27 protein-coding genes are annotated in these 22993 nt (G+C 59.0%); 6 read left to right on the forward strand and 21 right to left on the reverse strand.

Translation table 11 applies throughout. The features are described from left to right. The first annotated feature begins 11 nt into the window (after positions 1–11). Complete coding sequence (locus V8J85_RS04095) at positions 12–215, forward strand: hypothetical protein (protein WP_339952404.1); 204 nt, start codon at positions 12–14, stop codon at positions 213–215. 82 nt (positions 216–297) lie between these two features. Here the strand turns inward: V8J85_RS04095 and V8J85_RS04100 are convergent, their stop codons facing one another. Further along, a complete protein-coding gene (locus V8J85_RS04100; RefSeq protein ID WP_339952405.1) occupies positions 298–984 on the reverse strand; it encodes a hypothetical protein in 687 nt (228 codons plus the stop codon). A 9-nt stretch (positions 985–993) separates the two neighbouring features. On the opposite strand from V8J85_RS04100, the gene V8J85_RS04105 reads away from it, so the two are divergent. The 5 genes from V8J85_RS04105 to V8J85_RS04125 all read left to right on the forward strand — a co-directional run bounded on the left by V8J85_RS04105 (position 994) and on the right by V8J85_RS04125 (position 5294). Further along, positions 994–1707 carry a hypothetical protein gene (locus V8J85_RS04105; RefSeq protein ID WP_339952406.1) on the forward strand — a complete coding sequence of 238 codons (714 nt, stop codon included), beginning with the start codon at positions 994–996 and terminating at the stop codon, positions 1705–1707. 9 nt (positions 1708–1716) lie between these two features. Beyond that, entirely contained in the window at positions 1717–2331 is a 615-nt protein-coding gene (locus V8J85_RS04110; protein WP_339952407.1) for a hypothetical protein, read from the forward strand. 46 nt (positions 2332–2377) lie between these two features. Next, the gene (locus tag V8J85_RS04115; protein WP_339952408.1) at positions 2378–3148 is read left to right on the forward strand and encodes a hypothetical protein; all 771 of its coding nucleotides are present in this window, start codon (positions 2378–2380) and stop codon (positions 3146–3148) included. 117 nt (positions 3149–3265) lie between these two features. Further along, entirely contained in the window at positions 3266–4654 is a 1389-nt protein-coding gene (locus tag V8J85_RS04120; protein WP_339952409.1) for a DEAD/DEAH box helicase, read from the forward strand. Positions 4655–4697: 43 nt separating this feature from the next. After that, on the forward strand, positions 4698–5294 hold the full coding sequence (locus V8J85_RS04125; protein ID WP_339952410.1) for a hypothetical protein: 597 nt from the start codon (positions 4698–4700) through the stop codon (positions 5292–5294). Positions 5295–6136: 842 nt separating this feature from the next. Here V8J85_RS04125 and V8J85_RS04130 read toward each other — a convergent pair. The 20 genes from V8J85_RS04130 to V8J85_RS04225 all read right to left on the reverse strand — a co-directional run bounded on the left by V8J85_RS04130 (position 6137) and on the right by V8J85_RS04225 (position 22947). Beyond that, positions 6137–6541 carry a hypothetical protein gene (locus V8J85_RS04130; RefSeq protein ID WP_339952411.1) on the reverse strand — a complete coding sequence of 135 codons (405 nt, stop codon included), beginning with the start codon at positions 6539–6541 and terminating at the stop codon, positions 6137–6139. A gap of 42 nt (positions 6542–6583) precedes the next feature. Beyond that, a complete protein-coding gene (locus tag V8J85_RS04135; protein WP_339952412.1) occupies positions 6584–8248 on the reverse strand; it encodes a ribonuclease J in 1665 nt (554 codons plus the stop codon). Further along, positions 8245–9018: a type III pantothenate kinase gene (locus V8J85_RS04140; protein WP_339952413.1), complete on the reverse strand. Its 774-nt coding sequence runs from the start codon at positions 9016–9018 to the stop codon at positions 8245–8247. The genes V8J85_RS04135 and V8J85_RS04140 overlap by 4 nt, the downstream gene beginning before the upstream one ends. A 12-nt stretch (positions 9019–9030) precedes the next feature. Beyond that, positions 9031–9792, reverse strand: coding sequence for a biotin--[acetyl-CoA-carboxylase] ligase (locus V8J85_RS04145; protein ID WP_339952414.1), 762 nt, complete (start codon positions 9790–9792; stop codon positions 9031–9033). Continuing rightward, the gene (nuoN, locus tag V8J85_RS04150) at positions 9782–11215 is read right to left on the reverse strand and encodes an NADH-quinone oxidoreductase subunit NuoN (RefSeq protein WP_339952415.1); all 1434 of its coding nucleotides are present in this window, start codon (positions 11213–11215) and stop codon (positions 9782–9784) included. Before nuoN ends, V8J85_RS04145 begins: the two co-directional genes overlap by 11 nt. 15 nt (positions 11216–11230) lie before the next feature. Then, positions 11231–12772: an NADH-quinone oxidoreductase subunit M gene (locus tag V8J85_RS04155; RefSeq protein WP_339952416.1), complete on the reverse strand. Its 1542-nt coding sequence runs from the start codon at positions 12770–12772 to the stop codon at positions 11231–11233. Further along, positions 12772–14865 (reverse strand): NADH-quinone oxidoreductase subunit L, encoded by a 2094-nt coding sequence (nuoL, locus tag V8J85_RS04160; RefSeq protein ID WP_339952417.1) that lies wholly within the window; start codon positions 14863–14865, stop codon positions 12772–12774. The genes V8J85_RS04155 and nuoL overlap by 1 nt, the downstream gene beginning before the upstream one ends. 2 nt (positions 14866–14867) lie before the next feature. Beyond that, a complete protein-coding gene (locus V8J85_RS04165; protein WP_339952418.1) occupies positions 14868–15284 on the reverse strand; it encodes a hypothetical protein in 417 nt (138 codons plus the stop codon). Between the two features lie 40 nt (positions 15285–15324). Continuing rightward, complete coding sequence (gene nuoK, locus V8J85_RS04170) at positions 15325–15630, reverse strand: NADH-quinone oxidoreductase subunit NuoK (protein ID WP_008235370.1); 306 nt, start codon at positions 15628–15630, stop codon at positions 15325–15327. After that, positions 15630–15848, reverse strand: a complete 219-nt coding sequence (locus V8J85_RS04175; protein ID WP_339952419.1) for a hypothetical protein — start codon at positions 15846–15848, stop codon at positions 15630–15632. Before V8J85_RS04175 ends, nuoK begins: the two co-directional genes overlap by 1 nt. An 88-nt stretch (positions 15849–15936) precedes the next feature. Then, the gene (locus V8J85_RS04180; RefSeq protein WP_339952420.1) at positions 15937–16410 is read right to left on the reverse strand and encodes a hypothetical protein; all 474 of its coding nucleotides are present in this window, start codon (positions 16408–16410) and stop codon (positions 15937–15939) included. Beyond that, a complete protein-coding gene (locus V8J85_RS04185) occupies positions 16407–16952 on the reverse strand; it encodes a hypothetical protein (RefSeq protein ID WP_339952421.1) in 546 nt (181 codons plus the stop codon). The genes V8J85_RS04180 and V8J85_RS04185 overlap by 4 nt, the downstream gene beginning before the upstream one ends. Beyond that, the gene (locus tag V8J85_RS04190) at positions 16949–17554 is read right to left on the reverse strand and encodes an NADH-quinone oxidoreductase subunit J (RefSeq protein WP_339952422.1); all 606 of its coding nucleotides are present in this window, start codon (positions 17552–17554) and stop codon (positions 16949–16951) included. The genes V8J85_RS04185 and V8J85_RS04190 overlap by 4 nt, the downstream gene beginning before the upstream one ends. Next, a complete protein-coding gene (locus V8J85_RS04195) occupies positions 17551–17946 on the reverse strand; it encodes a carboxymuconolactone decarboxylase family protein (protein ID WP_339952423.1) in 396 nt (131 codons plus the stop codon). The genes V8J85_RS04190 and V8J85_RS04195 overlap by 4 nt, the downstream gene beginning before the upstream one ends. Beyond that, a complete protein-coding gene (locus V8J85_RS04200; RefSeq protein ID WP_339952424.1) occupies positions 17943–18362 on the reverse strand; it encodes a DUF4259 domain-containing protein in 420 nt (139 codons plus the stop codon). The genes V8J85_RS04195 and V8J85_RS04200 overlap by 4 nt, the downstream gene beginning before the upstream one ends. 14 nt (positions 18363–18376) lie before the next feature. Then, positions 18377–18871, reverse strand: a complete 495-nt coding sequence (gene nuoI / locus V8J85_RS04205) for an NADH-quinone oxidoreductase subunit NuoI (RefSeq protein ID WP_339952425.1) — start codon at positions 18869–18871, stop codon at positions 18377–18379. 1 nt (position 18872) lies between these two features. Next, positions 18873–19313, reverse strand: coding sequence for a hypothetical protein (locus V8J85_RS04210; protein WP_339952426.1), 441 nt, complete (start codon positions 19311–19313; stop codon positions 18873–18875). A gap of 2 nt (positions 19314–19315) precedes the next feature. Next, complete coding sequence (gene nuoH, locus V8J85_RS04215) at positions 19316–20371, reverse strand: NADH-quinone oxidoreductase subunit NuoH (protein WP_339952427.1); 1056 nt, start codon at positions 20369–20371, stop codon at positions 19316–19318. A gap of 12 nt (positions 20372–20383) precedes the next feature. Beyond that, positions 20384–22402 carry an NADH-quinone oxidoreductase subunit NuoG gene (gene nuoG / locus V8J85_RS04220; RefSeq protein ID WP_339952428.1) on the reverse strand — a complete coding sequence of 673 codons (2019 nt, stop codon included), beginning with the start codon at positions 22400–22402 and terminating at the stop codon, positions 20384–20386. A 137-nt stretch (positions 22403–22539) separates the two neighbouring features. Further along, positions 22540–22947, reverse strand: coding sequence for a DUF5333 domain-containing protein (locus V8J85_RS04225; RefSeq protein ID WP_339952429.1), 408 nt, complete (start codon positions 22945–22947; stop codon positions 22540–22542). Between the last annotated feature and the right edge of the window lie 46 nt (positions 22948–22993).

A 22993-nucleotide genomic window follows, 5' to 3' on the forward strand; every position in this document is an offset into this window, starting at 1 on the left:
ACGGACCGGCTATGCTGAACGTGACCCAACGCATCGACTTAATGAAACTTGCCGTCGATCTCACCAAATTCGAAAACGGCGACGCGGACCCCCTGCCCGAGCGGGCCAAACACATCTTTTCGATCTTCAAAGAAGCGGTCGAAGCGGGCAACGCGCTGGACGACACGAACATAACAGACGTCAAAGCCGCCGTAGATGTGGCATCAGGTATTTAGGCCTTGATCGATCAAAACCGTTTCGATGGATGTTGTCGATCGCGTACGGCCGTAGCCACACCGCTAGAGCCAAAAGCACCTGCTAAGGCAGTATCGACGTATCGTTCTGCACCATAAACTGTCCGACAAGGATATCACGTTCGATGCCGTCCGTGACGACCGTTCCGTCCATGATCCCAAGCAAATACTCAGCATTGGCGCCGCGAAAATCTGCATCAACGGTCGCGTCGACCTCTGAGACGATACCATCTACATCAGTCAACACCCCAGTCACCGTGCCACCGACAACGTTCAACGGCCCGGGATCAATGCCAATCTGAACGCCCGTGCCTATTTCGTAGGAAGCTGCATCACCGACTTGCAGTCCTTCGATCTCCAGCACACCTTGGTAAGGGCGGAACTCATCTTCATTGTTGTCGACGATGCGATTGATCTGCCCAGAGATGTGATTGTTGTCAAAGTCAGCACTGATTTCGACCGCGCCGCGAATACTGGCTGTTTCAAAACCGTCAAGCTCCCACCGCATAAAGCTTGCACCTTCGTACTGAACGACCCCGCTCGTGGGAATCTCGGGATAAGGAGTCGTTTCGCCTCTGACCGCAAACCGGTCCATATCCTCGTTGATCTCATCAAGCTCGTCCGAGGTCAGCGGAACCAATTCGCCGTCACCACCACCAGACGACCCGCATGCACCCAGCATCAGCACAAGCGAAAGGATCGCTACGCCAGACTTCGTCACTTCATTCCCCATCATCGCATTATCGCCCATTGGTTGCGTTTGGAGCAAATTATCGCTCTCAGGATAGAACGCAACGGCCCAGAGCCCTCTTTTCGATGCACGACGTCATATTTTACAAAGCCCGAACTTGTTTTCCATGACCGGGTTGGCCAACATGCGGAAGGGTATCGAAGGGGTTATGTTTCAATGAAAGTATTTTGTCGTGGATATTTCTGGGCCGGAGCGTCTGCATCGTTTTTGGCTGCATGCGGTGGCGGTGGCGGCGACTCATCAATGTCATTTATCGACCCCATGACGCTTCCGACAAGCGGTGCAGCAACATATACGGACAGCGTTGATATCCTGGTGGCCGAGGAAGGCGGCAACCTCACCTTAAGTGGCGACCTGACCATGAATGTCACGTTTGGGGCAGACACGGTAACCGGAGACGTGTCCAATTTTACCGACTCAGCCAGCAACACCTATACGGGCGACTTCGACTTGACCGATGGCAGCATAGACCGGACGGTGCCAGCGGATGAATTCGCGTTGGCCGCAGACCTTGACGGTGAAATCTCGCGAAACGGTAGCGACGTATCCTATGGGTCGACCGGCTCGGCTTTCGTCGGCGGTGACTTTTTTGTGGCGCAGGGCGATCAGCCACCTGGAGAAGTCAGAGGCAATTTTGGCGGCTTCTTCCGCCGCGTTGAAGGCGGCACGCCAACCCAGGCTTTTATAGATCAAAGCGAAAGCGCGTTCATAGCAACCCAATAGCATAGCGCGATGCCCCTCCAAAACCGCGTCCTGCCAACCGGTGAAATCATCGCCCACCCGGCGCGCGGCACTTATACGGGCAACCGTGGGATCATCCATCGGCAGGACAGAACATTAGGCACCTCCCGCTGGTCGCATAAGCACTGGTTGATCTGTACGCTGACCCATCCGCGTGGCGTCTATCATGGGCCGATGCCCGATCGCGGGTGGTCAGCCCTGTTCTTCCTTGACGAAGCCGTCGCGCTGACCGCGGGGCATCGACCATGCCACTATTGCAGGCGGGATGCATATCGTGCGTTTCAATCGGCATGGGCACAGGCGACCGACGCCCAGCCTGAAAGGATGGCGATCGACACGACCCTTCATAAATCCCGGGTCACACGAACACGCCAGCAAATCCGGCACGAAGCATCGATAGAAACGCTGCCCAACGCCGCCTTTGTCCTGATCAATGAAACGGCACATCTGGTCCACGACGGCCAAGCGTTTCCCTTCACCCACGATGGCTACGAACCGCCCCGGGACGCGCCCAAGGGGAGGGTCACGGTGCTAACCCCTAAACCCACCGTTGCGGTCCTGCGGTCTGGCTACAGGCCGGTCATTCACGCCTCTGCGGGCTTGTAGGTCGATCATTTCGGACCCATTATCACGGGCAAATAGCAGGCATGATGTGAACAAACCTGATCAGACCTATCCGGGCGGCATCCGGGGCCTTCTTGGCCGGTATCAAAAGCGCCGTGCGCTTCTGACCCATGATGAGGGCGAGGACTTGCCACCGCTTGATATTGATTTCGAACCGTTGAAGCGTATCCCTTTGCCCCAACAGGAAAATCCACGACCTGACGGTCTTAGCCGGGTCGCCAAGAAACGGCATTTCCTTCTGGGGGAGCTTCCGGGGCAAAGCGAACTCGCCCTGCTGCATGGGTTGCTGATTTCGCATTTGCGCAAACATACATATCCCGACCACGCCCCGGCCCTGTTCAGACGGCTTTGGCGCGAAGAAGACACTTGGCTGCTCGAAAATCTCGATACACGCTGGCTGATATCCGCAGCCATTACCTTTGCCGATCACGGGGAAACGGAACAAGACCGATTTCTTGGCCAATCGCTCAAAATCCTGTTCTCGCTGATGAAGCTCTACGAGGCAGAGCGCAGCTTTTCCGGCGTGCCCCCGCAAAAGCACTTTCCCCTCGGCCAGCGTAACAGGGATCCACTGCCGATGGGGATGCAGGATTTCTCGCTGCTCTCTGGCGATCTGGAGGCGCACCTGCTGGCACCCTTGTGGAAGCTCTCGGAAAAAGCCCCCAATCTTGGACGGCTCGCGCAAGAGCTGCTGAACCGGCTTGATACCGATGACGGCACACTTTTTCGCCGACTGGCGATCATGCGCGAAAAGGCACAAAAGGCCCGAAACAAAAGGACTTCGGGGACACAACCTTGACCCACCACCCGAGATAAGTTATCGGCAGCCACGGCCTGAAATGGCCATGATGCCGGGGCGCTCGGAACATTGCGTCCTTTTATTTTTTGCGGACCGACCCGCAGTGACAGGACGTATATGACGAAGTTTACCGACCTCAACCTTGATCCCAAGGTTCTCAAAGCCGTCGCCGAAACAGGCTACGACACTCCCACCCCCATTCAGGCCGGTGCCATCGCCCCCGCCCTTGAAGGCAAGGATGTGCTGGGCATTGCCCAGACCGGCACCGGCAAGACTGCCGCCTTCACCCTGCCGATGATCACCCTTTTGGGCCGTGGCCGTGCGCGTGCCCGGATGCCACGTTCGTTGGTGCTGGCACCGACACGCGAACTGGCCGCGCAGGTCGCCGAGAATTTCGATACCTATGCCAAGTATACAAAGCTGACGAAGGCGCTGCTGATCGGCGGCACCAGCTTCAAGGATCAGGACAAGATCATCGACAAGGGCGTCGACGTGCTGATCGCGACCCCCGGTCGCCTGCTCGACCATCTGGAACGCGGCAAGCTGATCCTGACCGACGTCAAGGTCATGGTTGTGGATGAGGCCGACCGCATGCTCGACATGGGGTTCATCCCGGATATCGAGGAAATCTTCAAACGTACGCCATTTACCCGACAGACGCTGTTCTTTTCAGCGACGATGGCGCCTGAGATTGAGCGGATCACGAACACCTTCCTGTCCAATCCGGCCAAGATCGAAGTCGCGCGCGCAGCCACGACGAATGTGAACATCAAACAAGGTGTCGTGCTGTTCAAAGGGTCGGAAAAGCGCAAGGAACCGTCCGAGAAACGCGCCCTGCTCCGCGCTTTGATAGATGCCGAGGGTGAGGCGTGCACCAACGCGATCATCTTTTGTAATCGCAAATCCGACGTGGATATCGTCGCGAAATCATTGAACAAATACGGCTATGACGCCGCTGCGATTCACGGCGATCTGGACCAATCGCACCGGACCCGTACCCTCGACAAGTTCCGCGACAACGAATTGCGGTTCCTTGTGGCCTCGGACGTTGCCGCCCGCGGCCTCGACATTCCTGCCGTGACTCATGTGTTCAACTTCGACGTGCCCAGCCATGCAGAAGACTACGTGCACCGGATCGGTCGGACGGGCCGTGCTGGGCGAACCGGTACGGCGATCATGATCTGCATTCCGCGCGACGAGAAAAACCTCGAAGATGTGGAACGGCTGGTCAAGCAGAACATCCCGCGTCTGGACAATCCGATGAAGGGAGCCCCGGCGAAAGAGGAGGTGTCGCAGGACAAACCCAAACGCAGCCGGACGCGCCACACGAAGGACGACGAGACGCCAGAGACCAAACCGGCGGATAAGCCCAAGCGGGAAGACAAGCCCCGGCAAGAGCGGTCGCGCGGTGGACGTGGACGCGGGCGCGATCCTGAGGTGGTTGGCATGGGTGATGAGCCACCGGCCTTTATCGCGATGAGCTTTGCCGACCGTGCGAAGGTTTAGGCCAGATATCACCCGCTTGGCTGTACCGGCGGCCCTCTGTCTGATGGCGAGTGCGGCCAGCGCCGAAATTTGCACCGTGAAGGTCAATGCGCTCGACATCCCCGTCGATCCTGCCCAATTCGCTGCCGAGCAGTCTGCGCCGACACGGCGGGAGCAACTGCTGACATGGCCGTCTCGCAATTTCTCGCGTCTGCGCGGGAATATTCCGGCCTGCACAAGTGATGTAACGCTGGGCTTTCTGGCCAGCATGGACGAGATGCCGAATACGGACGGGTATTGCCTGGCCGAAGGCGATGATGACACCGGCTTTCTTCTGGTGCCCGGCGAGCGTAATTTCCGCGGTCGCTGCAAGACCAGCACATGCGAACGGGTGACAGGCACAGCGAGCGAGATACAGCGCCTGACCCAGACAGTGACGGATTTCGCTTATGGCGAGCGCGCGCCGAGTCCTGATACCGAAAGCGTCGCCCATGCGTCCGGGGCTGTTCTGTTTTCCGCGAGCCGTGGGGCATTGCAGCGCACGCTCGAGACCGGGGCCTCAACCGCTCTGTCGCTCGCGCTGTCGTCGCCGCAAGCCATGACGGCGAGCGCGTTGACCGTGACCGCTGTGGGCGGGACGGTCTGGTTGTGTAGCGAGTGAGTGTTTGGCCCGAAAGGGTCTGCTTCAAAACGGTGACTCGGTGGGCAAAGGCTTAGACTGTTCGATGGCCCGTTCTATGGGGTGTTTTCTTGTAGGCTTTAACAAACAATGAATTTTCGGCCGTTGTGGCGTGCAAAAAGCCCGCATCAGTGCGTAATTTGACATAGGGCATTGAATTTTCTCGTCTTTTTCTGCCCGTCGCCAATCGGAAACCTATCGGAATTCCATCGGACTTTCATCGGACCTTTGCGCGCGGCGTGTGGGTTTTGCGTTAACGAATTTAGTTTAGAGGTGGGTTGGCTGACAGATGGTTAATCCAGCGAATGCTGCGCATCGGTTTCTCGTCAAGTCTGGCATTTTGAAGGCGCCCAAAGGACGCCCTCGCAGGATTAGCTCATTTACCTTTGGAACCTGATGAGGATCCCTTGCCACTGGAGGATCCACCACCGCTCTTTGCTCCTCCATTGGATCGACCGCCGCCCGACGGATTGCCTGTCGTGCTTGGCCACCCGCCAGCGTTACCTTGACCTTTACCCATTACTGACCTTTCAAATCTCTGTAAGTTGGATGACTTACATATATCTCTCAAATCAGGATACAACCGTAAGCAAATGAGAATAGTATGTTTTAACTGACTTCTTGAAGCCATCCCGCCCGGCTCGCCGGGCATCGCCCGACCTCCCCCCGGAGGGCGATTTTGCGACGTTTCGGGAAGCGCGAGGTTGGATGATTGGCGATGTCGCGCCCAGCAGGAAGGTAACAACGCCCTCCAGGTCGGGCGACACCCTACCGTTCCGCTAAAGTTTCAAGGTTTGTTGTGAGGCTTTTTTCCAAGAGTTCACTTATAGCGCGCCCTTTAACCAACCTTCGTGGCGGAAAACATTGTTTATAGACGTCAGCGCGATAGTGAAAACTCTGAAGGAGTTTACCGCTGAAAAGTTATCTTTGCCGATATCACCGAGGAAGAGGCGATAAGACCTTTTCTGTCTTCCAAATAGTCCTTTTCCAGCATTCTCGCATACAAAGATAAAATCACTCTGTATTTGCGGGCAGCTTAGTACAAAGAAGCCTTCTTTCATGCCAGCGACTGCCTGCTCTCTTGCGGTAGCAAAACTGGGATGAAAGTGAACTTCTAGCCCACGCTGGTTCTGTTTCCTCATTACCAAGAACACCGTATCCACATCGGAATCTTTGAAGGGCAAACGGTTTGAAGTCCTCAGTACTTCATCCACGGTACATTCTTGCATCAGCTTCTCATTTTATATTTTCTTTCAGCTTCTCGCTGTTGCCTACCCCAACCTCGACACAATCACCGTCACTTCCGGCTTCTTCCCGATCTCCGCCTGCGCTGTCCGCCGCGCGATGGTGCGCAGTTCTTTCTCCAGCTTATCGTCATCAGCCAGCGTCTTGTCCTCGGCGCGGTTCAGGAATTGGCTGAGGTCTTCCTCGACCACTTCGACCAGTGGCGCGTTGGACGATCCGATCTCGGGCAGGCCGTTGATCTCGACCCATGGCTCGCCCAGCGGTTCGTCGTTTTCGTCGATGATCAGTGTGATGATCATATGCCCGTTCAGCGCCATGCGGATGCGGTTGCGGACGATGCCGTCGAGCGCGCCGACCTGGACCGATCCGTCGAGATAGGTGCGGCCTGTGTCCACATAGCCCGTGACCTTTGGCTGGTTGCCGGACAGGTCGATCATCATGCCGTTGACCGCGAGGATGCCGGTCAGCCCGCTGGAGTTGCCCAGTTTCACATGTTCGCGCAGGTGCCGGTGTTCGCCGTGCATGGGGATCAGCGTTTGGGGTTTGACGATCTGGTGCAGCCGCGCGAGGTCAGGCCGGTTGGCGTGGCCGGAGACGTGGTATTTGCCGCCCGCGTCGTCCACCACATCCACACCCAATTCAGAGAGTTGGTTCATGATGCGGATCACGCCGCGTTCATTGCCGGGGATGGTTTTTGAGGAAAACAGAAAGGTGTCGCCTTCTTTCAGTTTCAGACCCAGATAGGAGCCTTGCGCCAGTTGGGCCGAAGCCGCGCGGCGTTCGCCTTGGGAGCCTGTCACTAGCAGCATCAGGTTCTCGCGCGGGATGTTCAGCGCGTCTTCGGGTGTGACGGTGCTGGGGAAGCCGTGCAGAATGCCTTCCTCCGTCGCGGCCTCGACCATGCGCCTCATGGCGCGGCCCAGCAGGCAGACCGACCGCCCGGCCGCTTGCGCGGCCAAGGCGAGCGTTTTCAGGCGAGCGATATTAGAGGCGAAGGTGGTGGCAACGACCATGCCTTTGGCGTCGGACATGAGTTCCGTGATCGCGGGGCCGATGGAGGCCTCTGACCGTCCGGGCGCGTCGGTGAAGACGTTGGTGCTGTCGCAGACCAGGGCCTTGACCCCGTCTTTGGACACCTCTTCCCAGAGGAGTTCGTTCCACGGGTCACCGACAACAGGCGTTTCGTCGATCTTGAAATCCCCCGAATGCAAAACGCGACCATCGGGTGTGTCGATCAGCAGGCCGGAGCTTTCGGGGATCGAGTGGCTGATGGGCAGATAGGACACCTTGAACGGCCCGCAAGTGATCATGTGCGGATAGGGTTCGACCACCTTGACCACGCTTTCGGGGTGTCCGTGTTCATCCAACTTGCGCCGGGCGATGTTGGCTGTGAAGCGGCGGGCATAGACTGGCGCGCCGAGCCGTTCCCAGTAATGGCCGATGGCGCCCACGTGATCCTCATGCGCGTGGGTGATGAAGATGCCGTCGATCTGCGCCTTCCGCTCTTCCAGCCAGGCGATATCGGGCAGGATCAGGTCCACGCCCGGTGTGCCGTCCATGTCGGGGAAGGTCACGCCCAGATCGACGACGATCAACCGTTCCTTGTCCTGCGGTCCATAGCCGTAGACATAGGCATTCATGCCGATCTCTCCGGCGCCTCCGAGAGGTAGATAGATCAGGCGATCGCTCATTTATTGTCCTTATTGTATTGGTGGATGACGATCAGACCGTGCATGGTCAGATCGTCCTCGAACGCATCGAAAAGCGGTTCGGATTGTTGGAAAAGGGGTGCGAGGCCACCGGTCGAGATGACCTGCATCGGTACGCCGCGTTCGGCCTTGATCCGGGTACAAATCTCGCGGACGAGGCCGATATAGCCCCAGAAGACGCCGGATTGCATGCAGGCGACGGTGTTGGTGCCGATGACGGCTTGTGGTTTGGTGATGTCCACGTGCGGGAGAGCGGCGGCGGCGTTGTGCAGCGCCTCGAGCGAGAGGTTGACGCCGGGGGCGATGACGCCGCCCACGTAAGCGCCGTCTGTGGCGACGACGTCGAAGGTGGTTGCGGTGCCGAAATCGACGACGATCAGGTCTCCGCCGTGCCGGTCGAAGGCACCTGCGGTATTCACCAGCCGGTCTGGCCCGACTTGCGTGCCTTCATCGACGCGCGGTTGCGCGGGCAGCAGGCAGTCGGGTTTGCCGACGACGAGCGGGCGGCAATTATAGTATCGGTCTGCAAAGACGCGCAGGTTGAAGACGACGCGGGGGACGGTGGAACTGACGATCACCTCGTCGATATGCACGTCGAGGTTCTGGAACCGCATAAGCGTTGAGAGCCAGACGTAATACTGGTCAGCCGTCCGCTGCCATTCGGTGCTGGTGCGCCAGGTGGCGAGGAATTGCTCCCCGTCCCAGATCGAAAACACGGTGTTCGTGTTGCCGCAATCGATGGCCAAAAGCATGGGCGCCCTCCCCTAGAAAAACACGTCGGCGGCGGCGATGGTGCGTGGCCCGGTGCCGGTGATCAGGACGAGGTTGCCGTCATTGTCGATGCTGTCGAAGATACCCGTGATGTCCTCGCGCCCGGTGCTGGCGGTGATGACCTCACCCAGGCGGGCCGCGTTGGCGAGCCAGTCGTCGCGGATGCGTTTGAAGCCGAAATGTTCCAGCTTGTCCTCTTGCGTGGCGTAGGCGTCGGCGAGGGTGGCAAGGAAGTCCTCGGCGTCCACATCCCAGCCGCCAGCCTTCATCAGGCTGGTGGGGGCGAAGGCGGCGTCGGTGACCCCTTGCGGGACCTCGCGGAGGTTGACCCCGATGCCGATGGCCAGCCAATCGACGAAAGGCCCCTGCCCGCTGCTTTCCAGGAGGATACCGGCGACCTTGCCGCCAGCGAGCAGCACGTCGTTGGGCCATTTGAGACTGAGTTTCTCGGCCGGCACGTAGATGGCAAGCGCTTGGTACAGGGCGTTGGCGGCGAGGAAGGATCGCTTGGCGGCCTCGGCGGGTGTGGCGCCGGGGTTGAAGATGAGCGTGGCGCTCAGGTTACCCTTGGGCACGATCCACGACCGCCCGCGTCGTCCGCGTGCGGCTGTTTGATGGCGCGCCATGATCCAGGTGGGTTTGGTGATGTCGTTCGCCCGCCGCGCGGCCTCGGCCATAGTGCTGTCGACGCTGTCCAGCACCACCCGCCCGTAACCTTCGGGCCAATGCGCGTGGGCGTGATCCTTATTGGACAAGCGTCGCCGCCGCCGCAGCTGCCATCGGCTCGATCCCGAACAGGTTCACGACGCCGACGACCATGATCGTCGCCGAAGCCATCAGGAACCCCCAGAGGATCGGGTTCATCTTACCGTCGAGCGCCTCGGTCTCTTCACCAAAATACATGTAGTATACGATGCGCAGGTAGTAGAACGCGCCGATGACGGAAGCGATCACGCCTGCAACGGCGAGCCATGCGAGACCGCCGTCATAAGCGGCGCGCAGGACGTAGAACTTGCCGAAGAAGCCGACGAGTGGAGGAACGCCTGCGAGGCTGAAGAGGAGGAGCAGCATGGCAAGCGCGCGGGTTGGCTGGTTCTTTGAGTACATGCGTAGTGACTCGATGGTCGTGACGGGCCGCCCGTCGCGTTCCATCCCGAGGATGAAGGCGAAGGTGCCGATATTCATCGTCACGTAGATCGCCATATAGATCAGCATCGCCTGCACGCCGAAGGCTGTGCCTGCCGCGAGACCCATCAGCGCAAAGCCCATATGCGCGATGGAGGAATAGGCCATCAGGCGCTTGATATCGGTCTGGCCAATGGCCGCGATGGCGCCGAGGAACATGGAGACGACTGACAGGAAGGCCACGATCTGCTGCCAGTCGCCGACGATGCCGCCGAAGGCGTCATGGACGACGCGGGCGAATAAAGCCATCGCGGCGACCTTGGGCGCGGTTGCAAAGAACGCCGTGACTGGTGTGGGCGAGCCTTCGTAGACGTCCGGTGTCCACATGTGAAAGGGGGCGGCGGAGACCTTGAAGGCGAAACCGGCGAGCAAGAAGACGAGACCGAAGAGCAGTCCGAGCGATGCACCATCCGCTGTCGCCTCGACAATGCCGCTGAACAGCGTCGTCCCGGCAAAGCCGTAGGTCAGGGAAGCACCGTAGAGGAGCAGACCCGACGATAACGCACCGAGCACGAAATACTTTAGACCAGCTTCGGTCGATTTCACGCTGTCGCGACGCAGGGCGGCAACGACGTAGAGGGCCAGCGATTGCAGCTCGAGGCCCATATAGAGCGCCATCAGATCGCCCGCAGAGACCATGACCATCATGCCGACGACCGCCAATGCGACCAATAGCGGATATTCGAACCGCAACAGCCCGCGCCGGTGCATATAGCTTTCCGACATCAACAGCACGGCGGCAGCCGAGAACAGGATCAGTACCTTCGCGAAGCGAGCAAAGCCGTCATCGATGAACATGCCGTCAAAGGCGATGTTCGTCCCGCGTCCGTTGATCGCGATCCACACGCCCATCAGCACAAACAGACCCGATGTCGCCCAGGTCAGCATCGGCGCCGTGTCGTCCTTGGTCGTGTAAACCGCGCCCAACAGCGCGATCATGGCGTAAAGCGCCAGCACGATTTCGGGCATCAGGATTTGGAGGTCATTGGCCATGTGAGCGCCCGTTCCTTACCTTGCAGCGAACTGCGTGCCACCTTCGTGGATGGCGAGTGCAGTTTCATAATTTCCGACCAAAGCCGCAACGCTTGGCCCGATGATATCGAGGACCAGCGCCGGGTAGACACCCAAGAGCAGCGTCATTGCGACAAATGGGGCAAAGATCACCCGCTCGCGCCTGGTCATGTCGGTGATGGTCTTGAGGCTTTCCTTGATCAGATCGCCCATGACGACCCGGCGATAGAGCCACAGCGCATAGGCGGCGGACAGGATCACACCCGACGTCGCCACGACAGCGATCCATGTGTTGACCTGGAAGATGCCCATCAATGTGAGGAATTCCCCGATGAACCCGGACGTGCCGGGCAGACCGACATTGGCCATGGTGAAGAACATGAAGATCAGCGCATAGGCGGGCATGCGGTTCACGAGGCCACCATAGGCGTCGATCTCGCGCGTGTGCATCCGGTCATAGATGACCCCGACGCAGAGGAAAAGCGCGCCAGAGATAAAGCCATGGCTGATCATCTGGAAGATGGCCCCGTCGATCCCTTGCTGGTTGACGGCGAAGATGCCCATCGTGACATAACCCATATGGGCGACGGACGAGTAAGCGATCAGTTTTTTCATATCCTCCTGCACCAGCGCCACCAGCGAGGTGTAGACGATGGCGATGGCTGATAGCCACAGGACAAGCGGCCCCATGACCTCTGACCCGACGGGGAACATCGGCAGCGAGAAGCGCAGGAAGCCGTAGCCGCCCATCTTCAGAAGGATCGCGGCCAGTACGACTGAACCTGCAGTGGGTGCCTGCACGTGCGCGTCGGGCAGCCATGTGTGGACCGGCCACATCGGCATCTTGACGGCAAAGCTCGCGAAGAAGGCCAGCCAGAGAAGGGTCTGCATGCCCCCGATGATCTGGATGCCGAGGAGGCTGAATTCCTCCGTCCCAAAGGTGTGGTTCATCAGCGTCGGAATATCGGTGGTGCCCGCATCGCTGAACATCGCCACCATGGCCACCAGCATCAGGACCGAGCCGAGGAAGGTGTAAAGGAAGAACTTGAACGACGCATAGATGCGGTTCTTGCCCCCCCAGATGCCGATGATCAGGAACATCGGGATCAGACCGGCCTCGAAGAACAGGTAGAACAGGACCAGATCGAGCGCCATGAAAACGCCCAGCATCAGCGTTTCAAGGATCAGGAAGGCGACCATGTATTCTTTGACCCGCGTTTTCACGTCCCAGCAGGACGCGATGACAAGCGGCATAAGGAAGGTGGTCAGCATCACGAAGAGGATGCTGATCCCGTCAACGCCCATCTTGTATTGCAGGCCCAAGAGCCATTCCCGTTCTTCCACCATCTGGAAGTCGGTGTTGTTGGGGTCGAATTCGGCCAGGATAAAGATCGACGCGATGAGGGTCGTGACGGTCGTGACCAGCGCCACCCATTTGGCGTTACGCTGCGCGGCCTCGTCATCGCCACGCAGGAACAGCGCGAGGATCGCCGCGCCGATCAGCGGGATGAAGGTGGTGAGCGAGAGTAGGTTGCTCATTAGTTTGCGCCCCCAAACAGCGTGATCCATGTGAGAAGGACAGCGATCCCCAGCACCATGGCAAAGGCGTAGGTGAAGACATAGCCCGACTGCGCCCGGCCTGCGAGGCGGGTGAAGAACGGGATGATCCCCATGGCCAGCCCGTTGATGCCGCCGTCGATCGTGTTGGTGTCGCCCTGTTTCCAGAAGATGCGCCCAAGCGCCGAGGCGGGTTTGACGAAGACGAAATTGTAGATTTCGTCAAAATACCATTTGTTGAGCAGGAAGTTATACAGGGGCCGCTGCTGTTCGGCCAGTTTGCCGGGCAGGTCCGGGCGACGGATATACATCTGATAGGCCAAGGCGAGCCCCGCGAGCATCGCAACGAATGGTGCCAGTTTCACCCAGACGGGGACCTCATGCGCATCGTTCAGGACGTGGTTGTCAGGATTGTTGTGGATGGCACCGACACCGGGTTCTCCGACCAAATTGTAGTGCGCTTTCCCGTGGCCGTCGTCCTCGCCATGGCTTTCATCGCTATGCTCTGACGCTTCAGCGTAGGGCACCCCAAAGAATTTGCCGACCTTGTCGTTTGATCCGAAGAATTGCCCGTACCAGACCATGCCGCTGAAGATCGCGCCTATGGCCAGTACATAAAGCGGGATCAGCATCGAATTGGGGCTTTCATGCGCATGATCATGCGTATGCTTGTCGCCGCGCGGTTCGCCGTAGAAGGTCAGGAACATCAGGCGCCAGCTGTAAAAGCTGGTCATCAGGGCGGCCACGACCAGCATCCAGAACGCATAGCCACCCGCCGTGCCTGCGTAGGCGCTTTCGATAATCGCATCCTTCGACACGAAGCCTGCAAAGCCGATGGGGAAACCCACATAAAGCAACGGAATGCCGACGCCGGTGATCGCCAGCGTACCGATCATCATCATCCAGAACGTCTTGGGGATCTTATGGCGCAAACCGCCATAGTTCCGCATGTCCTGCTCATGGTGCATGGCATGGATGACCGAGCCCGCCCCGAGGAACAGCATCGCCTTGAAGAAGGCGTGGGTCAGCAGGTGGAACATCGCGACAGAATAGACGCCAAGGCCTGCGGCGACGAACATGTAACCCAGCTGCGAACAGGTCGAATAGGCGATGACGCGCTTGATGTCGTTTTGGACGAGGCCCACCGTGGCGGCAAAGAAGGCCGTGGTGGCGCCGAGGAAGACCACGAAAGCGGTGGCTGCGGGCGCATATTCCATCAACGGGGACATGCGGCAGACAAGGAACACCCCCGCGGTCACCATGGTTGCGGCGTGGATCAGGGCGGACACAGGGGTCGGGCCTTCCATCGCGTCGGGCAGCCATGTGTGCAGGAAAAGCTGGGCGGATTTACCCATTGCGCCGATGAAGAGGAGGACGGCGATGAGGTTGAGCGTGTCGAATTCCATCCCGAGGAAATTCAGCGTTTGGCCTTGCAGGTCCGGGATCGCGGCGAAGATATCCTCAAACCGGATGCTGTCCGTAACCATGTAAAGCGCAAAGATGCCGAGGGCGAAGCCGAAGTCTCCCACCCGGTTGACGACAAAGGCCTTGATCGCCGCGCCATTGGCGCTTGGCTTGCGATAGTAGAACCCGATGAGCAAGTACGATGCGACGCCGACGCCTTCCCAGCCAAAAAACATCTGGACGAGGTTGTCGGCCGTCACCAGCATAAGCATGGCGAAGGTGAAGAACGACAAGTAGGCAAAGAACCGGGGGCGATAGCTTTCGCCTTCCCTGAAGTTCTCGTCATGGGCCATGTAGCCGAAGGAATAGAGGTGAACGAGCGCCGACACGGTCGTGATCACGACCAGCATGATCGCGGTGAGGCGGTCCATGCGGATGGCCCAATCAGTGCTGAGCGTGCCACTTTCGATCCAGCGCAGGATGGTGACGGTGTAGCCGCCATTTGGATGGGCGCTGGGGTCGAATGTCAGGAACACGACCCAAGACAGGATGGCGGCGAGGAACAGGAGGCTGGTTGAGACCCACTGGGCCGCAGTCTCACCAATCAGCTTCCAGCCGAACCCGCACAGGATGGCACCGACCAACGGGGCGAAGAGGATGATGGTTTCCATAATTACTGATCCCCTCGGAGAGCGCTACAGTCGGTGGGGCTGACACTGCCAATAGCGGTCCGCGACGCACCGCTGTTGTAATTTGTCGCCATCTGCAAGACCGCATCCTCTGCGCCGGTTGCGGCCAAGCGACGAGCCGCCGCTGCAAAACGGTCGCGCTCGACATGACTGGTGCTCTTGCCCATTCTGACGCGCTCTAAAGAGCGGCAATCGACGAATGAGTCGCTAAATGTTAAAATACGAAACGGAAGCGTCACTTGAATGAGGTACAGGTCGTGACCCAGTTCGTGGCACGCTTTTGATGGGAAGGATGCAACGTCTTCAATGCAATACGGAGCATTCACGGCTTCGACCATGCGTTCGAGTCGCTTCTCATCCGCATTGCCCTCGCTCGTCGAGACAGCCAGCAGCGTCAACACCAACACAACACAGATTGACATGGATTCGACAGACAATCTGCTACCCCTTCATCACGTTGACGTCTTCAACGTCGATGGTCCCGCGGTTGCGGAAGAAACAGACGAGGATGGCCAGACCAATCGCGGCCTCGGCGGCGGCGACGGTCAGCACAAACAGGGTAAAGACCTGCCCCACCAGGTCGCCCAGATAGCTGGAGAAGGCGACGAGGTTGATGTTCACGGCCAGCAGCATCAACTCGATGCTCATCAACAGGATGATCACGTTCTTGCGATTCAGGAACAGGCCGAAAATCCCGATGACGAAGAGGGCCGCCGCCACGGTCAGGTAATGTTCAAGTCCGATCATCAGTAAACGCCTCCGGGCAGGTTGGGCTTGGCAACGCCGTAGATAGCGGGGCCGCCAAGGTTCGGGTTCCCATGCACGGCTGAAACCGCATCTGTGCCTGTCAGATGCCCAAAGGCCAGCGCAAAAATGATCAGTGCAAACAGAAAGCGCCCTGTATTCAGCCCGTTCGGATGGCGCGACGGTTGCGTCGTGCAATCGGTCTTTGCTGTCCCGTTCATTTTTTCCCTCCGAAGCACCTGGCCCCGATCTTTCATGTCGCGGTCCCAGACGTGATCCGGGACCTCTTAGCCCTCTGTGCGGCGGCCTTCAACCGGCCAGCGCGAACTCTTTCTTGTCGCCACGCAATTCCGGATAAGCGGCCGCGCAGGCGCATGTTTCCATAGCCAACGTCGTCACCTCGATATCGCGGGCGATAAAGCGCAAATCTTCGGCGATCCGATCAAAAGTTGCAAAAATGCGCGACCCCGATTGATGGCGATCAATCACGTCCAGCGCATCTTTGGTCCTGTCAAAGGCTGACCGTTCGACCGACATGTTATCCTCGGCCGTGCGAAACCGCAGCGCCTGACCCGGCGCGCAATCGACAATGGAAAAAGACGTCATGGTTCCTTCCTGCGACCACCAATCGCGCCACATCACACGGCCTTCGCCGAGGTCTGCGTGATCCGCCTCACCCCCGTGGCTGATATGTGTGGTGCGCGTGCATTCAGTGAGGGTGAGGGCCTGAGCATGACCGCCAAAGAGCATCGCTATCAATGTCATCACGCTGACGTGTCTCATTGCTGCGCCCCAACGGATTCGGGATAGTGTATTTTGCAGCCCATATATGGCTCGAAACCGTAAGCGAGCGAGGTCGCCACTATGTCGCTTCGCATGATATCGAGGCTGGCGGGATAGTCATTGCTCTGAGAAATCTGCACAAGTTCGTCCACCGAGCCGATTACTCTGAGGTCGAGCGCACCCTGCGGTTTCTGGATCAGGTCAATCGATGAGCCAGGAAACAAAGCCAGGTCGCCACCCTCGTGGGAAAGCCCATCGACAATCGCTGCCTCGGCTGTGCGACAATCGAGAAACAACAGCACCTCGCTTGCGCCGCAACTCGTATCATAAATCAAACGCTGACCAACGAAGCCGCCAATAAGATCAACCGGTGCGCGACCCTCATAAATCATATGTTGGACAGATTGACTAAAGCCACCATCGCGAAAGTGCGACATCGGCTCGTCGACCCATCCGCCCGGTGGTGGCCCCGCAACCTGGCATGCCATGGCCGACTGACCAATGCCCGCAAAAAACAGCAACGCTGCGGCTGGTTTCATCAAAGCCCCTGCCCCGGCTTCACATCGCGCAACTCCATCGCCTTTGCCGGGTCGCGGTACATCTGCGCAAGCACGTTCTGCCGCTTGATATCAACGCGGTGGCGCAAAGTCAGGACGATCGCCCCGATCATCGCAACCAGCAGGATCAGCCCGGCAAGCTGGAAAAGCAGGATATATCTGTCATAGAGCAGCAGACCGAGGGCCGCGGTATTGTCGAGCTCACCCACGGGGTTAGTGATCCGTGTCTGATATCCTTCCGAGAACTCCCAAGCGCCGAAAGCGATGGCCAACTGCATCAGGATGACCACGCCGATCAGCAGGGCGAGCGGCATGTATCGCGCCATTTCCGCCTTCAACTCGGCAAAGTCCACGTCCAGCATCATGACGACGAACAGGAAAAGCACTGCAACCGCGCCCACATAGACGATGATCAGCAGCATCGCGACGAATTCCGCCCCGAGGGTGACGAACAAACCCGCTGACGACAGGAAGGCCAGGATCAGCCACAGGACCGAATGCACCGGGTTCCGGCTGACCACTGTGAACAGGCCGCCGACCACGGTCGTGACCGCAAAGAGATAAAAGGTAAACGCGAAGACTGTCATGTCTCGTCCTTTTCCAATACGTCATTGGCCAGTTCCATGGCCTTGGTCATGGCAGGCACGCCGCCGAACATGCCCATCTGGGCGATGGTTTCGGCGACCTCCTGCTTGGTCGCACCGGCCTCGATCAGATGGCGGACTGTCATCCTGATCTGCGCCTCGGCCTGCGCACCCAGAATGGTGAGCGCAGCGAGGGTCAAAAGCAGGCGGGTCTTGGCATCCAGCCCATCGGGGCTGATCCCTTTGCCCATGAAGGCTTCCATCATGTCCTTGGGCATGGTCGGGAAAAGGGTCTCAAACCCCTTGGGCGTGAATGATTCCAGTGCCGGGTTCATTGCCTTGGCCCAGTCCTGGCCCATCTTCATCATGGCGTCGAAAGGGTTTTGATCGGTCATGCCGCCGCCAATCGCGATTTCACTTCGCGAACCTGTTCGGCCCATGCGTCCACTGCGCCGGCCTCTTCCCACAGATCATAAAGCTCTGACGACTCTGCCCCTGACAGCACCGCATCCAGCGCCTTGAGTGTCCGTGGCCGCAAATCATCGACCGCCAACAGCGCCGATCTGTGTTGCCCCAGCGGTCCGGAAAGCTGTTCTTGCAGGGCGGGATTCGGCTTGCCGCGGGACGCTGCAAGAATCTCGGCCAGCACGATGACGCCGCCACCGACATCCACGTCGATATAGCCTTCGGACAGGCTGTGATCGGTCGCGTCCAGAATTTCGACGGCCGCCTCCGGGCCCAGATCCTCGAAATCCGCCAGCCAATCCAGACTGCTGTCGTTTTCCAACGATCCCATACCCCAAGCGCCCATTTTCGTCGTCCTTCTTACCGATACGGCGCGTCGATTTCGAGATTGCGCGCAATCTCGGTCTCCCAACGGTCGCCGTTTTCAAGCAGCTTCTGCTTGTCGTAGTACAATTCTTCCCGCGTCTCGGTGCTGAATTCGAAATTCGGACCTTCGACGATGGCATCGACCGGACAGGCCTCTTGGCAGAAGCCGCAGTAGATGCATTTCGTCATGTCGATGTCATAACGGGTGGTCCGACGAGAGCCGTCATCACGTGGTTCGGCGTCGATGGTGATCGCCTGCGCCGGGCATATCGCCTCGCAGAGTTTGCAGGCAATGCAGCGTTCTTCGCCGTTTGGATAGCGACGCAAGGCATGTTCGCCACGGAAACGGGGGGATAGCGGCCCTTTCTCATGTGGGTAGTTCAGCGTGGCTTTCGGCGAGAAGAAGTACTTCAACCCGAGTTTGAAGCCCTGAAAGACGTCCTGAAGCAGAAAGTATTTTGCCGCGCGATTGTAGTCGATCTGGGTCATGTCAACAGCCCTCTCCAACGTAAGTGCCAGCGTTTTCGACGATGTTTGTCAGGTGATTGAACAACGCGGCTTCATTGCCGCTTAGTCCGGGGTTTGCGGGCACTTTGACGCGCATCGTTTCCGCCGCCTGCATCACCTCGGTCATGCCCGCGCAGCTGCCCGTCGTTGCCTTCCGCTGCACGGCCGCGCCTGACCGCCGCATGGCGTCTTCGAGCGCGAATGTTTCAAACGTGGCACTTGGCAGATCGCGTTCCAACATGCCGATCGGCATGTTGGCCATCACTTCACCAGCCCGCGCCGCCGGACAATTCTCGCTTCCAAACGGACCGGCTGAGCATCCGGTAATCCAACCGGGGAATACCTGTTTGTCTTGCGCAACAGATACCTCGTCGGCCTGCACACATGCGCCAAGCAGAATGATTGGGATGACACCGCGCTGCATGATCACGCCCCCACCCAACGCGCCCAGAAGCCGCCCATGACTTCGAATTTCGCAAGGAACGATACGATCACCACCCAGCCGAGCGACAGTGGCAGGAACACTTTCCAGCCGATCCGCATCAACTGGTCATAGCGATAGCGCGGCGTGATCGCCTTGATCATCGCGAAGACGAAGAAACACGCGACCATTTTCAGCGCCATCCAATGCGCGCCATCACCGAGGATGGGCACGTCGCTGACGCCGGGGATCGGGGACAGCCAACCGCCGAAGAAGAGAAGAGAGACCAGTGCGCACATCAGCACCACGGCCATCAATTCGCCGATCATGAACAGCAGAAACGGGGTCGAAGAGTATTCCACCTGATAGCCCGCCACCAGTTCGGATTCCGCTTCGGGCAGATCGAAGGGCGGACGGTTCGTCTCGGCCAGCGCACTGACGAAAAACAGGAATAGCATCGGGAAATGGGCGACCCAGAACCAGCTGAAGATGCCGCCCGCACCGTCTTGCGCGGCCACGATATCCCCGAAATTCATGGAGCCTGCCGAGATGATCACACCGATGATGATGAGGCCAATGGACACCTCGTAAGAGATCATCTGCGCCGCTGACCGCAACGACCCAAGGAACGGATACTTGGAGTTCGACGCCCAGCCGCCCATGATCACGCCGTAGACCTCGAGCGATCCGATGGCGAAGATGTAGAGGATCGCGACGTTGATATCGGCAAGTACCCAGCCTTCATCGAATGGAATCACCGCCCAAGAGATCACCGCCAGTACGAAGGCGATCATCGGGGCGAGGAAGAAAACGAATTTATCTGCGCCTGCAGGAACGACGATTTCTTTGACGATATACTTCAGGAAGTCCGCGAAAGATTGCAGCAGCCCGAATGGCCCCACCACGTTCGGCCCCTTGCGCATCTGCACGGCTGCCCAGACCTTGCGGTCGGCATACATCAGAAAGGCCAGCGCCAGCAGGATCGGGACAAGCAGCAGCAGACACTGGGCCAGAATGACCAGAACGATGCCGGTATTCGTGGTGGTGAAAAACTCAACCATCGTGATCGTCCTTTACTCCGCCGCCATCTTGGGTGTCTGGCGGGTCTTCGCAGCGGCGCTGAGTTCCGCCATCAGGCTGGAGGCGCGCGCAATCGGGTTCGTCAGGTAAAAATCCTGGACGGCATAGTGGAAATCGGCATCACCCAGTTTGCCTGCCGGTATGGCCTGCCAATCATTCTCGGCCACGTCATCGACCTGACCCAGATGCGGATGCGCAACGACGATGGACTGACGCAACTGCGCCATGCTGTCGAAGGGCAACGTGGCGTCCAACTCTGCGGACAGCGCCCGCAGGATCGCCCAGTTTTCCTTGGCCTCGCCAGGTGGGAAGCTGGCCCGCAGGGCCAGTTGCGGGCGACCTTCGGTGTTTACGAAAAGGCCGTTTTCCTCGGTATAGGCCGCCGATGGAAGGATCACATCGGCCCGATGCGCACCCCGGTCGCCGTGGCTGCCTTGGTAGACGACAAAGGCGCCCTGCGCGATTTCGACTTCATCGGCGCCGAGATTGTAGACCACCTCGGCCCCGTCGAGCGCCGCATTCAGGCCACCGTCGGTCACAGCATCGACATCCATGGCGCCAACGCGCCCCGCTGCGGTGTGCAGGACCATAAATCTGGATTGCGCAGCCTCAGCCGCCTTCATCGCTTGCGACAAAACAGCCCCGCCATCGGCCTCGTTCAGTGCGCCCTGCCCCACGATCATGACACCGCGCGTGCCGCGTTTGTCGGAATGATCCATCGCCGCCAGCTTTTCCAGCGCCGCACGATCCGTGCCAAGCTCGACAACATCATACGTCAGATCAACCGGCTCACCGATCCGGGCAACTTTCGCGCCTTTCAGCCATGCCTTGCGGATGCGGGCGTTCAGCACCGGCGCCTCATCGCGCGGGTTGGTGCCGACCAGCAAGATCATCTCGGCATCATCGATATCCTCGACGGTCGCGTTGCCGACATAACCAGAGCGATTGCCTGCGGGCAGCTTTGCGCCATCGGTGCGGCATTCGACATGACCGCCCTGCCCTTCGATCAGTTGCTTGAGCGCATATGCGGCCTCAACCGGGGCCAGATCACCGACCAGCCCGGCGATCTTCTTGCCCTTCATCGCGCCAGCTGCAGCCGACAAAGCCTCTGGCCATGTGGCCGGGCGCAGCTTGCCGTTTTCGCGGATGTAAGGCCGATCCAGACGCTGTTTGCGCAGCCCATCCCAGACAAAGCGGGTTTTGTCGGAAATCCATTCCTCATTCACGCCGTCATGATTGCGCGGCAGAAAGCGCATGACTTCGCGGCCTTTGGTGTCAACGCGAATGTTCGACCCCAACGCATCCATCACGTCGATGCTTTCGGTCTTGGTCAGCTCCCACGGGCGGGCTGTGAAGGCGTAGGGCTTCGAGACGAGCGCCCCAACCGGGCAGAGGTCGATGATGTTGCCCTGCAGGTTCGAATCCAGAGTCTCGCCCAGATAAGACGTAATCTCGGAATCCTCACCACGACCCGTCTGGCCCATCTGGTTGATACCCGCGACCTCGGTCGTGAAGCGCACGCAGCGCGTGCAGGAAATGCAGCGGGTCATGTGGGTTTCGACCAGTGGGCCAAGATCTAGATCATCGACAGCACGTTTTGGTTCGCGAAAGCGGCTGAAATCGACGCCATAGGCCATGGCCTGATCCTGCAGATCACACTCGCCTCCCTGATCGCAGATCGGGCAATCCAGCGGGTGGTTGATCAGTAGAAATTCCATGACGCCCTCGCGGGCCTTCTTGACCATGGGGCTGTTCGTCTTGACGACAGGCGGCTGACCTTCGGGGCCGGGCCGCAAATCCTTGACCTGCATAGCGCAGGATGCGGCGGGCTTGGGCGGGCCGCCCACGACCTCGACCAAGCACATCCGGCAGTTACCCGCGATGGACAACCGTTCATGATAGCAGAAGCGCGGGATTTCGATCCCGGCCTCTTCACAGGCCTGAATCAGGGTCATGGCCCCGTCGACTTCGACCTCATTTCCATCAATGACGACTTTGCGCAGATCAGACATGGCTGTGCCTTTTGTTCCCTATCGCGCAGCATGTCGCGTGGCAGCGGCTGCGCGTTGTCGCGTTCTAACGTGACATGGGGGGCGATGCCAGTCTGATCGGGAAAAAACCGTTCACTTTCTGAGGGTCTGGCAGCGACTTATCGCAGCAGCCAGCCGACACGGGTATTGGCATCCATCTGTGACCGGCCAACCGCGCAGTAGGTGGATTCGTCACCTTCGACGACACCCAGATCGGCCAGCAGGCCACGGGCCAGCGCTTCCAAGCGGCGCTGCTCGTCCTTGTCGTCGACATATTCGTCGATCTGCGCGTCGGTGAAGCCCTGGCTGATCGCATGCGCCTTCAGATCTTGCAAAAATCCGATACCGCGCAGCGTGCGTGCGCGGATCGCGCCGCATTTCTCGGAAATTTCGTAGGCCATGCCGACATAGACGATGCCGTCGCGCACGCGCGGCAGATCGCCGGGCGAACTTTGCGCCGACAGGCTGCCCGCAAAGGTCACGGCAGCTAAGGAAACCGCTGCGATCATTGTCGATAAACGTTTCATATCAAATCTCCTGCTCGGTACTTGGTTGCACCACTCGTCATCGTCA

Source organism: Yoonia sp. 2307UL14-13 (assembly GCF_037572755.1).
In the GTDB taxonomy this organism is placed as follows: domain Bacteria; phylum Pseudomonadota; class Alphaproteobacteria; order Rhodobacterales; family Rhodobacteraceae; genus Yoonia.